At 69.8% G+C, this 12421-nt stretch carries 11 protein-coding genes; 6 read left to right on the top strand and 5 right to left on the bottom strand.

Annotated elements, in window-relative coordinates:
* Window positions 1-25 precede the first annotated feature (25 nt).
* Complete coding sequence (locus tag KBY66_RS09535; protein WP_255089096.1) at window positions 26-619, top strand: isochorismatase family cysteine hydrolase; 594 nt, start codon at window positions 26-28, stop codon at window positions 617-619.
* A complete protein-coding gene (locus KBY66_RS09530) occupies window positions 613-1608 on the top strand; it encodes an FUSC family protein (protein WP_255089095.1) in 996 nt (331 codons plus the stop codon). The genes KBY66_RS09535 and KBY66_RS09530 overlap by 7 nt, the downstream gene beginning before the upstream one ends.
* On the opposite strand, the gene KBY66_RS09525 is transcribed toward KBY66_RS09530, so the two are convergent.
* The 4 genes from KBY66_RS09525 to KBY66_RS09510 form a co-directional block, all read right to left on the bottom strand.
* Entirely contained in the window at window positions 1563-2333 is a 771-nt protein-coding gene (locus KBY66_RS09525; RefSeq protein ID WP_255089094.1) for a sterol desaturase family protein, read from the bottom strand. The genes KBY66_RS09530 and KBY66_RS09525 overlap by 46 nt on opposite strands.
* Before the next feature lie 39 nt (window positions 2334-2372).
* Window positions 2373-3806 (bottom strand): replicative DNA helicase, encoded by a 1434-nt coding sequence (dnaB, locus tag KBY66_RS09520; protein WP_255089092.1) that lies wholly within the window; start codon window positions 3804-3806, stop codon window positions 2373-2375.
* 91 nt (window positions 3807-3897) lie between these two features.
* On the bottom strand, window positions 3898-4356 hold the full coding sequence (gene rplI, locus KBY66_RS09515) for a 50S ribosomal protein L9 (RefSeq protein ID WP_255089090.1): 459 nt from the start codon (window positions 4354-4356) through the stop codon (window positions 3898-3900).
* A gap of 24 nt (window positions 4357-4380) precedes the next feature.
* Complete coding sequence (locus KBY66_RS09510; RefSeq protein ID WP_399225188.1) at window positions 4381-5172, bottom strand: acyl-CoA desaturase; 792 nt, start codon at window positions 5170-5172, stop codon at window positions 4381-4383.
* A gap of 241 nt (window positions 5173-5413) precedes the next feature.
* Here KBY66_RS09510 and KBY66_RS09505 point away from each other — a divergent pair, with 241 nt between their 5' ends.
* A complete protein-coding gene (locus KBY66_RS09505) occupies window positions 5414-6181 on the top strand; it encodes a hypothetical protein (protein WP_255089088.1) in 768 nt (255 codons plus the stop codon).
* Here KBY66_RS09505 and KBY66_RS09500 read toward each other — a convergent pair.
* The gene (locus tag KBY66_RS09500) at window positions 6145-7068 is read right to left on the bottom strand and encodes an acyl-CoA desaturase (RefSeq protein WP_399225189.1); all 924 of its coding nucleotides are present in this window, start codon (window positions 7066-7068) and stop codon (window positions 6145-6147) included. The two genes, KBY66_RS09505 and KBY66_RS09500, sit on opposite strands and share 37 nt — an antisense overlap.
* Before the next feature lie 279 nt (window positions 7069-7347).
* Here KBY66_RS09500 and KBY66_RS09495 point away from each other — a divergent pair, with 279 nt between their 5' ends.
* From KBY66_RS09495 to gcvP, 3 genes are all read left to right on the top strand, one after another.
* Window positions 7348-8679, top strand: coding sequence for an aminotransferase class I/II-fold pyridoxal phosphate-dependent enzyme (locus tag KBY66_RS09495; protein ID WP_255089087.1), 1332 nt, complete (start codon window positions 7348-7350; stop codon window positions 8677-8679).
* Window positions 8680-8722: 43 nt separating this feature from the next.
* Window positions 8723-9112 (top strand): glycine cleavage system protein GcvH, encoded by a 390-nt coding sequence (gene gcvH, locus KBY66_RS09490; protein WP_255089076.1) that lies wholly within the window; start codon window positions 8723-8725, stop codon window positions 9110-9112.
* 280 nt (window positions 9113-9392) lie between these two features.
* Complete coding sequence (gene gcvP, locus KBY66_RS09485) at window positions 9393-12299, top strand: aminomethyl-transferring glycine dehydrogenase (protein WP_399225191.1); 2907 nt, start codon at window positions 9393-9395, stop codon at window positions 12297-12299.
* Window positions 12300-12421: the final 122 nt, after the last annotated feature.

The raw sequence follows: 12421 nt of genomic DNA, 5'->3' as shown, positions 1-12421 counted from the left end.
GGCCCTGCGGCTGAGGCGCCCGCCCATGCGCACCGCCTTGGTGTTGATCGATTTGATCAACGACATCACCCACCCTGCCGGAGCGATGCCTACCTGCGCCGCCGAGGTGGAACGGCGCGGGGTGCTGGAGGCCGCCAACCGGGCCCTGGCCTTGGCCCGCCGTCAGGGCTGGCCCACGATGCTGGTGAAGGTGGGCTTCAGCGCCGGCTACCCGGAGTTGCCTGTCCACGCACCGATCTTCGCTCGGGCCCGGGAGCTTGGTGCCCTGCGGTTGGGCCAGTGGGGCACCGAGTTCCATGCGGAGCTGGCGGTGGAGCCCAGTGATCTGGTGCTGGTGAAGCATCGGCTGAGCCCCTTCCACGGCACCGCCCTCGCTGTGATGCTGCGGGCCGCCGGGATCGAGCGGCTGCTGCTGGGGGGCGTCAGCACCGCCTGGGCCCTGCAGGCGGCGGCCCGGGAGGGGCACGACCGGGACCACCGGATCGTGCTGGTGGAGGACGCCTGCGCAGCGGCGACCCGGGATGAGCACGAGCGCTCGATCGAGCAGCTCTCCCGCCTGGCCACTGTGGTGCGCTCCGCTGATCTGGCTGATCCAGGCGACCTGCCCGATCCGTGCTGAAGGGCCCCGCGTGGCTCGACGGCCCAGCCCTGCTGCGGGGCACCGTCGCCTTGCTGCCCGGGCTACTCCTTTATGGGTGGACCGGCCAGGAGCTCCTGCTCCCGGGCGGTTTGCTGACGATCGCCCTGCTGATCGGCGTTGAGCGCTGCCAGCGCTCCCTGCTGTTGCTGCTGGTCCATGCGCTGCTGCTGGGGCTGTCGATCGCGGCGTTCTTCGCGGTGGAGGCTTCGGCACCGTTGTTCGTGCTGCTGTGCGGCCTCTATGGCTTCCTGAGCCTCTGGATCGCCTGCCTCGGGGCCCGCTGGACCTCCGTGGGCAGCTTCACCTTCATCCCCGCCCTCTACCTCTCGATCGAAGCGCACGCCGCTGGCTTCAGCCTGGCGCAAGGGCTGCGGCTACTGGCCCTGGGCCTTCCCCTGGCGGTGGGGTCCGTGCTGCTGGCCTCCGTGGCCCTGCCGCCCCGGGGCTGGCACCTCGGCTGGCAACGCTGGCCCCTGGAGCCCGCCCAGCGGCAACGGCTGGGGCGCCAGGCCCTGGTTCGAGCCCTGGCGGTGCTGGTCACGGCAGTGGCGGTGAGCCTGTGGCAGCCGCCCTTCGGCCAGTGGGTGATCTGGTCGTCGGCCAGCGTGGCCACCGGGGAGCTCACCGTGGCGCGGCAGAAAGGGCTCGACCGAACCGTCGGCGCTCTGGTGGGCTTGCCGGCGGGGGCCCTGCTGTCCCTGCTGCTGCCCCGCAGCGCTGCTCTCCACGCCCTGGGGATCGCACTCACCCTGCTGACTCTGGTGGCGTTCCGCAATTACCGCGCGGCGTTCGCCAGCCGTTGCGCCCTGATCGTGCTCACGGCGGCGGCCGGGGGCGAGGGGCTGGGCATCGGGCTCGATCGGTTCGTGCTGGTGGTGCTGGGCGGGGCCGTGGGTCTGGCGCTGGTGGGGATCGTCATGGCTCAGGCGGGGCCGTTGTTCAGGCGGAGTTCGAAGGATCGGGCATAGGCGGGATCCTCGGTGCCGCAGACCTGATCCCAGAAGGTGAAATAAAGGCCGAAATGGATGCCGTGGCGGCGGTGGTGGAGCGAATGGTGGGCCGGCCCGATGAACCAGCGGCCGAGCCAGTGGTGGGGGAAGCCCAGGGGAAGCCGGTCGAGGCCCAGGTGGTTGACCACCGCCCACACGGTCATCGTGCAGAGCACCGCGACCAGGGTGATGGCATGGAGGGGGATCACGAACACCACGCCCACCAGGAAGAGCGCCTGCACCACCGCTTCGATCGGGTCGAAGGCGAAGGAGGTCCAGGGGGTGGGCTGCCTTGAGCGGTGATGGCCCTCATGCAGCCAGCGGAACAGGGCGGGGTGATGGAAGAGCCGGTGGGTGGCGTAGAAGTAGCCGTCCTGCAGGATCAGCACGACCGCGTAGCTGAGCCCCAGATACCACCAGCCATGCAGGTCAGGCCGGGCGTAGAGGCGGGTGAGCCCCAGGGCCTGCAACGAGAGCACACCGGCGGTGGCCAGGGCGAACACCGCCGCCGCGATCACCGACAACTGGATGTCGTCCCTGATGGCCCGCTCCGAGATAGGCGCAAGCGGCGGAGTGCCGTCGCGGCCGGTGGGCTGGGGCCGGGCATAGAGCAGCCAGTAGGACCCGCCGGCCACCACGAAGTAGCGGCCCAGGATGATTCCGAAGAATGCCAGGACCCAGATCCAGAAGGGGTGCTCGTTCATGGCTGCTGCGGGGTTGAGGTGGTCCGGTCCGCGGGGGCTTCAGGGCGCCGCCAGGTTGCGGAACCGGGTGAACTGGGGCTCGAACAGCAGCTTCACCGTGCCCACCGGCCCGTTGCGGTGCTTGGTCACGATCACTTCGGTGATACCCCGGTCAGCGGTTTCCGGGTTGTAGTACTCGTCGCGGTAGATCATCAGCACCAGGTCGGCGTCCTGCTCGATCGAGCCCGATTCGCGTAGATCGCTGAGCATCGGCCGCTTGTTGGTGCGCGATTCCACGCCGCGGCTGAGCTGGGAGAGGGCCACCACCGGCACGTTGAGTTCCCGCGCCATGCCTTTGAGGCCCCGGGTGATGCGGGAGAGCTCCTGCACCCGGTTGTCGGGGGTGGTGCCCTCCATCAGCTGCAGGTAATCGATCACGATCAGGCCCAGCTCCTTGCCCTGCTCCGCCATCAGCCGCCGGCAGAGGGAGCGCATCTCCAGAACGCCGGCGTTGGGCTTGTCGTCGATGAACAGCGGCAGCTGGCCGAGGGTGTTGATGCCCTGGCCCAGCAGCGGCCACTCCTCCTGCTGCAGCCGCCCGGTGCGCAGCCGGCCGCTCTCGATGCCCACCTCCATCGACAGCAGCCGGTAGGTGAGCTGGGCCTTGCTCATCTCCAGGGAGAACACGCAGACCGGCAGCTGGTGCAGCTGGGCCACGTTCTTGGCGATGTTGAGCACGATCGAGGTTTTGCCCATCGCCGGCCGGCCGGCCACGATGATCAGGTCGCTGCGCTGCAGGCCCTGGGTGATGGCGTCGAGGTCGTAGAAGTTCACCGGGATGCCCGCCACCGAGGTGCCCAGGGAGCGGCTCTCGATCTCGTTGAAGGTGCTGGTGAGGATCTCCGCGGTGGGGGTGAGCCCGACAGAGGGCTTCTCCTGGCTGATCGCGAAGATCTGCTGCTCGGCCTCATCGAGCACCTGGTCCATCGGCTTGGCCTGGTCGAAGCCGAGCCGGATCACCTCGTTGCCGGAGCGGATCAGCTGCCGCCTCAGGTATTTGTCCATCACCAGGCGGGCCACCTGGTCGATCGAGGCGGTGCTGAGGGTGCGCTCCACCAGCTCCACCAGCCGGTTGCTGCCACCCACCTTCTCCAGTTGGCCGGTGTCGGCCAGCCAGGCCGCCATGGCGGTGAGGTCGGTGGGTTTGCCCTGGCTGTGCAGCATCAGGGCGGTGCGGTAGATCTCGCGGTGGGCGCCCAGATAGAAGGCCTCGGGCCGAAGCAGGTCGGCGATCCGGCCGAGGGCATCGGGGTCGAGCAGGATGCCGCCCAGCACCGCCTCCTCCGCCTCCAGGTTCTGGGGCGGCACCTGGTCGGGAAGGGCTTCGAAGCGGGCCTCGGCCTGGTCGCGGGAGCGGCGCCGCTGCAGCGGGGCCAGGGCCGGGCCGGGTTCAGGTGCCGGGCCGTCCGGCGCTGGCAGGGGAAGGCTCACCATGGGCCAAGGCTAGGCGCTGCTGGGCGGAGATCCGGTGGCGATCCATGCCAAACCGGTGGCCTGGAGCAACCCCAGGACTCGATGGCTGGCCTCAGTGGCTGGCCACCTCGAGGTTGATCTCGGCCACCACCTCGGGGTGGAGCTTCACCTGCACCTTGTAGGAGCCGGTGCGGTGGATCTCGGGGACCAGGATGTCGCGGCGGTCGAGCTCTTTCTTGGTGGCCGCTTCGATCGCTTCGGCCACATCACCGTTGGTCACGGTGCCGAAGAGCACGTCATCGCCACCGGTCTGCTTCTTGACGGTGAAGCGGCCGATCGTGACCAGAGCGGTGCGGAACGCTTCGGCCTCCGCCTTGAGGGCAGCCTGGCGCTCGGCCTCCTTGGCCCGGCGGTGCTCCACCTGGCGCAGCACAGCCGGGGTCACCGGCACGGCCTTGCCCAGGGGAAGCAGGAAGTTGCGGGCATAGCCGGGGGCCACCTCCACCAGTTCACCGTTCTTGCCGAGGCTGAGAACGTCTTCGTTGAGGACGACGGATACGCGTTTGGCCATGGAAATCGAATGCGATCTGCCAGCCTAGGCCACTGGATGGTGTGCAGCCGGCAACCTCACCTCGGTGGCCAGGCCAAGCCTGCGCAGCAGGCGGATGTGCTGCCAGGTGAGATCGATCTGGCCCGCTTCGAGGCCGTGGCGGGCCGAATGGGGGAAGGCATGGTGGTTGTTGTGCCAGCCCTCGCCGAAGGTGAGCGCCGCCACCCAGGGGTTGTTGCGGGAGCCGTCACCGCTGGCGTAGCTGACCTGGCCCCAGCGGTGGGTGGCGCTGTTCACCAGCCAGGTGCACTGATACACCACCACCAGGCGCAGGGGGATGCCCCAGAGCACCAGGGCCCAGCCGCCCGCGCCGGTGAGGGTGCCGATGGCGAACAGCAGCAGGCCCAGGGGCACCTGCAGCAGCAGGAAGTTCTTGTTCAGCCAGCGGTAGTAGGGGTCGCGGGCCAGATCGCCGGTGAGCCGGGGGATTGCGGCGGCCGCAGGGATTTCCTCGAACATCCAGGCCATGTGGCTCCACCAGAAGCCCCGGTGGCTGTTGTGGTGATCCGCATCCGTATCGGAGAACTTATGGTGGTGGCGGTGCAGCCCCACCCAGTCGATCGGACCGTGCTGGCAGCTGAGGGCGCCGCAGGTGGCGAAGACGCGCTCCAGCCAGTGGGGCAGCTTGAAGGAACGGTGGGCCAGCAGCCGGTGGTAGCCCACCGTGACCCCCAGACAGGCGGTGACCCAGTAGAGAATCAGGAAACTGGCCGCGGCGGGCACGCTCCAGAACTGGGGCAGCAGGGCCACCAGCGCCAGCACGTGGATCACCACCATGAAGCCGATCACCGTCCAGTTGCGTCCCTTCACCGTGACGGGGACGGGTTCACCGCGGCGGGGCCGATGCAGGGCCCTGGCCTTTGGCAGGGACTGGGCGGCGGTGGCCGACGTGGCCACCCCCAGGGGGCGGGCCAACAGGTTGGGTGGTGGAGCCAGCCCAGGGCGAAGGGGGGAGAGCGTCATGGGGAGAGGTTCCTGATCAGTCATTTAGAATGGTAACAGTAAGAATCCATATCGAGTGGGATACCAGGAAGAAATCGCATCAGGGCGCGAGGCATTTGCGCATCTGATCAAAGCCTGGCATGAGCGCAATGGCTGGTCCCACCGCGTTCTCCCCGGCTTAGCCACTGTTCTCGATCTCGGCCGCATCCACAACTCCCAGGTGTCGATGCTCCGCAACCGCAAGCTGGCGGCCCCGGGCCCGGAGGTGTTCCTGGCCCTCGGGCGCATCAACCAGTGGCTGGCCGACGGCGACGGCGCCCGGGCCAGCTCCCTGGCGGGTCACCCCGAGCTGGCGGCGGCGCTGCAGGAAGGCGATCTGCCCCTGCTCGGCGACGACGGTGCCCCGCTCGGCCCTGGTCCGCTGCTGGAGATCTTTGTGGGGATGCGGCAGCCGCCGGCCGCCTTCGACCTCCGCATCGGTGAGGACGAAGCGGCCGCGCTCAGTGCGGCCCTGGCGGAGCTGCTCAGCGCCGGGCAGCCCTGGCGCGCCTGTCGGGAGCCGATCCTGGCCGCCTATCCCGTGGAGAAGGCCCAGCGGCGCGAGCGCTTTGCCGCGGTCATGGCTGGCCAGCGCGATTACAGCTCCGCCGAACTCGACGGCGAACTGCTCGATCTGCACCGCACCCTGGTGGCCCTTGGGGTCGCCAGCGAACCGGAACTCAGTGCCGATCAGTTCCTGGAGGCCCTGCGCCGAAAAGCCCGCCTGCAGAAGCAGGCGGGCACCCCCGAGCTGGCGGTGGCGATCCGTCAGGAACTGGTGGCGGCGGAACCGGCCGGACCATAACGGGCGACGCGAACCCGGCGGGCCAGGCCCAGCCATTGCAGCAGCCGGATGTGCTGCCAGGTGATGTCGAACTCGAACCAGCGCAAGCCGTGGCGGGCGCTGGAGGGGTGGGCGTGGTGGTTGTTGTGCCAGCCCTCACCGAACGAGAGGATCGCCACCCACCAGCAGTTGCGCGAGAGGTCGGGGCTGTCGAAGTTGCGGTAGCCGAAGGCGTGGGTGGCACTGTTCACCAGCCAGGTGACGTGATAGACGACCACCAGGCGCAGGGGAATCGCCCAGAGGACCAAACCGAGGCCGCCCCCATGGACACCGGCCCGCTCCCCGTACCACCAGAGGGCGGCGCCGAGGGGCAGCTGCAGCAACAGGAACCAGCGATCCAGCCAGCGGTAGTAGGGATCCCGCTGCAGGTCGCCGGTGAAGCGCTCCACCTGCAGCACCGCCGGGATCTCGTGCAGCATCCAGTCGCTGTGGCTCCACCAGAGGCCGCGACCGGCGTCGTGGTGGTCGTTGGGTTGGTCGGAATACTTGTGATGGTGGCGGTGCAGCCCCACCCATTCGATCGGGCCGCTCTGGCAGGCGAGGCTGCCCATCAGCACCAGGGTGCGCTCCAGCCATTTCGGCGCCACGAAGCTGCGGTGGGCCAGCAGGCGGTGCAGCCCGAGGGTGACCCCCAGCACCGTGGTCCAGTAGAGCAGCGCCATCACGACCACCGCCTGCCAGCTCCAGAAGCGGGGCAGCAGCGCCGCCACGGCACCCACGTGCATCACCAGCATGAAACCGGTGGTACCGAGCTTGTAGGGGCGCTGCTTGGGAGGAAGGGGAGCACGCCGGGCATGGACGGCGTTGCGGATGGCCTCCTCCTGGTGATCGGAGGCGTGCACACCCACGGTGTGCAGCTTGGGAAGGGAAGGGGAAGTGCCCGGTGGGTACGGGGCCTTGGCGGTGTCTGAGGCGGCAACCAAATGAACTCTCGCGGTAGTGGGCAGGTTGTGGCATCCACCCCCGCGCCATCGGCGGGCCTGGCCCACGTCAGGGAGCCCCATGGGGGGCGGAGCTGATCACCTGAACCTGGGAGAACGGCGTGATGGCGCCGATCGAACAAACCGAAATCTAGCGGTGAGGGTGAGGGGCCACGGCACGATGGCTGGTTGGTGATGCGATGGGCCATGGACGGGCGGGAACCGGGTGGGGAAGGGCGCAGCGGCGCGGACCCGCAGGCCGTCTCCGCCTGGGCGGTGGATCGGGTCGCCGCCGCGGCGGAACGGATCGCCCCCCTGGCGGCCCTGCACACCACCGCGGTCAAGGGGGGGCTGGCCAGGGTCCTGGCGGCCTTTGCGGCCGAGCGGCTGGGGCCCCACCACTTCGCGTCGGTGAGCGGCTATGGCCACGGCGACCTGGGCCGAGCGGTGCTGGACCGGGTCTTCGCCCGGGTGCTCGGGGCCGAGGCCGCGGCCGTGCGGCTGCAGTTCGTCAGCGGCACCCATGCCATCGCCGCCGCCCTGTTCGGGGTGCTGCGTCCCGGCGATCGCCTGCTGGCCCTCACCGGCCGCCCCTACGACACCCTGGAGGAGGTGATCGGTCTGCGCGGCACCGGCCAGGGCTCCCTGGCCGAGTTCGGCATTCACTACGACGAGCTCCGCCTCGAACCCAACGGGATGGTGGACAGCGCCGGGCTGGCCGATGCCCTGGCGGTGCCGACCCGCCTGGTGCTGATCCAGCGCAGCTGCGGCTACAGCTGGCGCCCCTCCCTGCGCCTGGCGGCGATCGGGGAGCTGATCGAGCGGGTCAAGGCGCTCCAGCCCAGCTGCGTCTGCTTCGTGGACAACTGCTATGGCGAATTCGTTGAGGCCTGCGAGCCGCCGGCGGTGGGGGCCGACCTGATCGCCGGCTCCTTGATCAAGAACCCCGGCGGCACGATCGCCCCCACCGGGGGCTATGTGGCCGGCCGCGCCGAGCTGGTGGAGCAAGCCTGCTGCCGCCTTACCGCCCCCGGCATCGGCAGCGAGGGCGGCACCGGTTTCGATCTCTACCGCCTGCTGTTCCAGGGGCTGTTCCTGGCCCCCCAGATGGTGGCCGAGGCCCTGATCAGCGCCGAGCTGGTGGCGGCGGTGTTCGACGGCCTGGGCTATGCGGTCCAACCGCTGCCAGGGGGGGAGCGCGGCGACGTGATCCAGGCGGTGCAGTTCGGGGCGGCCCCACCCCTGCAAACGGTGTGCCGGGCCTTTCAGGCCTGCTCGCCGGTGGGGGCCTACCTCGATCCGGTGCCGGCCCCGATGCCCGGCTATGCCAGCGAGCTGGTGATGGCGGGGGGCAGCTTCATCGACGGCAGCACCAGCGAGTTCTCCGCCGACGGCCCCCTGCGCCCCCCCTATGTGCTGTTCAGCCAGGGCGGCACCCACCGCTGCCACGCGGAGCTGGCCCTGGAGCGGGCCCTCAATGCCCTGGCAGAAGCGGGACAATTGCCGGATCGGCAGAACCGATCCATCCGGTCCGATTGAGCGGGTTGTCGGTCAGAGTGGGAGGCCCCTGCCTCCGCCATCGATGGCGCTCAGCTACCCCGACGACTGCCGCTACGCCGACAGCCACGAATACGCCCGCCTGGAGGGGGATCTGGTCCGGGTGGGGATCAGTGCCTTCGCCGTCGAGCAGATGGGCGACATCGTGTTCGTGGAGCTGCCTGAGGTGGGCGCCGACCTCGAGCGCGGCACCAGCTTCGGCTCGGTCGAATCCGTCAAGGCGGTGGAGGATGTGTATGCCCCGATCAGCGGCACCGTCGAAGTGCGCAACGAGGCGGTGCTGGCCAGCCCGGAAGACATCCAGAGCGATCCGTTCGGCGAGGGCTGGCTGCTGTTGGTGCGTCCGAGCGCAGCCGCGGAGCTCGACGACCTGATGGATGCCGGCAGCTACCGCGCCAAGGTGGAAGGGAGCTGACTGGAAAGGGAGCTGACCGGCGGGACCTGAGCAGCGGGGATTGTCCGTGAACGCCCGTGCTGGTCGGGATGACGCCCTTTCGGCCGGCTGAATCTCCCTAAAGTCTGCGCCAATCCGGAGCGGCCGCCCTGCCATGACTTCAGCACCCGCAGCCCTGGCCGCCGAGCTCTCCCCGTTTCCCCCAGTCGAAGCGCCTGCAGCGTTGGATCCCAGCGACACCGCGCCGAGCTCGCCATTCCTGCAGCGCCACATCGGCCCATCGGCGGCGGAGCAGGCCCAGATGCTCGCGGAACTCGGCTGCGCCGACCTCGAAAGCTTCGTGGCGGAGGTGGTGCCGGCCGACATCCTGCTGCCGGTCTCCGAGGCGGCGGTGGGATTGCCCGAGGGGGTCGGTGAAGCCCAGGCCCTCGACGAGCTGCGCGGCATCGCCGCCGCCAACCAGGTGCGCCGCAGCCTGATCGGTCTGGGGTACCACGGCACCGCCACCCCGGCGGTGATCCAGCGCCATGTGCTGGAGAACCCCTGCTGGTACACCGCCTACACCCCTTACCAGGCCGAGATCGCCCAGGGGCGCCTGGAGGCCCTGCTCAACTTCCAGACCCTGATCAGCGAGCTCACCGGCCTGCCGATCGCCAACGCCTCCCTGCTGGATGAGGCCACCGCCGCCGCCGAAGCGATGGCCCTCAGCTACGGCGCCTGCAAGCGTCCCGAGGCCAGGCGCTTCCTGGTGGACGGTGACGTGCTGCCCCAGACCCTGGCCGTGCTCCAGACCCGGGCGGAGCCGCTGGGGATCCTGGTGGAGACGATGGATCCGGCCGGCTCAGGGCTCGAAGCCACCGCCGCCGAGGGCCAAGCCAGCGACTTGTTCGGGGTTCTGTTGCAGTTGCCCGGCAGCAGCGGCCGTCTCTGGGATCCCCGCGAGCTGATCGCCGCCGCCCACGCCGCCGGGGCCCTGGTCACCGTGGCGATCGATCCCCTGGCCCAGGTGCTGCTGGAGCCGGTCGGCCACCTCGGCGCAGACATCGCCGTGGGCAGCAGCCAGCGATTCGGCGTGCCGCTCGGCTGCGGCGGGCCCCACGCCGCCTTCTTCGCCACCACCGCGGCGCACCAGCGCCAGATCCCCGGCCGTCTGGTGGGCCAGTCGGTGGATGCCGAAGGCAACCCCGCCCTGCGCCTGGCCCTGCAGACCCGCGAGCAGCACATCCGCCGCGACAAGGCCACCAGCAACATCTGCACCGCCCAGGTGCTGCTGGCGGTGATGGCCAGCTTCTATGCCGTGCACCACGGCCCAGGCGGCCTGGCCGCCATCGCCCGCCAGGTGCTGCTGCAACGGGCCGCTCTGGCCTTGGGCCTGGCGCGGCTGGGCTTTGCTGTCGAGCCGGGGCCAGGTTTCGACACCCTCTGCCTGCGCACACCGGCGGCGGCTGAGCTGCTGGCCGGCGCCGAGGCGGCGGGCTTCAACCTGCGGCCGCTGCCGACCGATCCCGGTTCCCAGGCCCATGGCAGCTCCGGGCCCAGTGGCCTGGCGATCAGCCTTGATGAACGCACCGACAGCGCTGAACTCGACCAGCTTCTGGCCCTGTTCGCCGGCGGATCCACTGCCGCCGCTGGAGCGGTCCGGCCCGCTGCCGCGGCCCTGATGGCCGAGCTGGAAGCCGCCGCTGGGGGCTCCGACGGGCTGGAGGCCGATCTGCTGGCCGGCCTGCCCCTGCGGCGGCGGCCCTGGCTGGGCCAGGAGGTGTTCCATCGCTACCGCAGCGAAACCGAACTGCTCCGCTACATCCAGCGGCTGGTGGCCAAAGACCTCTCGCTCGTGCACGGCATGATCCCGTTGGGCAGCTGCACGATGAAGCTGAACGCCGCCGCCGAACTGGCACCGGTGAGCTGGCCGGAGTTCGCCCAGCTGCACCCCTTCGCCCCCGCCTCCCAGACCCTGGGCTACCAGAAGCTGGTGACCGACCTGGAGGGCTGGTTAGCCGCCTGCACCGGATTTGCCGGCGTGTCGCTCCAGCCCAATGCCGGCTCCCAGGGGGAGTACGCCGGCTTGCTGGTGATCCGGGCCTGGCACCGCAGCCGGGGCGAGGGGCATCGCAACATCTGCCTGATTCCCACCAGCGCCCATGGCACCAACCCCGCCAGCGCCGTGATGGCCGGCCTCAAGGTGGTGGCTGTCTCCTGCGACGAAGGCGGCAACATCGATCTGGAGGATCTGGAGGCCAAGGCCCAGACCCACGCAGCATCCCTGGCGGCGGTGATGGTGACCTATCCATCCACCCACGGCGTGTTCGAAACCGGCATCCGCCGCCTCTGCGATGTGGTGCACCGCCACGGCGGCCAGGTGTATCTCGATGGCGCCAATCTCAACGCCCAGGTGGGACTGGCCAAGCCCGGCCGCTTCGGCGCCGATGTCTGCCACCTCAACCTGCACAAGACCTTCTGCATTCCCCACGGTGGCGGTGGCCCTGGCGTCGGGCCGATCGCGGTGGAGGCCCACCTGGTGCCCTTTCTGCCGGGGCCGGGAGATCAGGCGATCGGACCGGTGTCAGCGGCGCCCTGGGGCAGCGCCGGCATCCTGCCGATCAGTTGGATGTATGTGCGGATGATGGGTGGGGCCGGCCTGCGCCAGGCCAGCGCCGTCGCCCTGCTGGCCGCCAACCTGATCGCCGAGCGGCTGGAGCCCCACTACCCGGTGCTGTTCCGCGGCGCCGGCGGCCGGGTGGCCCACGAATGCATCCTCGATCTGCGCCCGCTCAAGCGCAGCGCCGGCCTGGAGGTGGATGACCTGGCCAAGCGCCTGATGGACTACGGATTCCATGCCCCGACCGTGAGCTGGCCGGTGGCGGGCACGGTGATGGTGGAGCCCACCGAAAGCGAGTCGTTGCAGGAGATCGAGCGGTTCTGCTCGGCAATGGTGGCGATCCGCGCCGAGGCGGCCGCGATCGAATCGGGCGCTGCCGATCCGAGCGACAACCCCCTGCGCCGGGCCCCCCACACCCTGGCGGCGGTGACCGCCGATGTCTGGGAGCGGCCCTACAGCCGGAGCCAGGCAGCCTTCCCGGCCGGCGATGGCCAGCGGAACAACAAGTTCTGGCCCGCCGTGGCCCGCATCGACAATGCCTATGGCGATCGCAACCTGGTCTGCACCTGCCCCTCGGTGGAGGAGTTGGCCCTGCCGACGTCGGTGTAACGCTGGGCTGTTGGTGTGTCGGTATCGGCTCGTCCCTTTTCCGGCCGGAATGGATGGTGGCGACGAAAGCTACCCGGTTGGCCGAAAGGGCGTTACATTCGCGGCAACAAGGGAATGGAGTG

Origin of the sequence: Synechococcus sp. Tobar12-5m-g (assembly GCF_024345415.1) — a bacterium.
Lineage (GTDB): Bacteria > Cyanobacteriota > Cyanobacteriia > PCC-6307 > Cyanobiaceae > Regnicoccus.
Note: the sequence above shows the minus strand (reverse complement) of the source record. Positions and strands in the feature narration are given on the sequence as shown.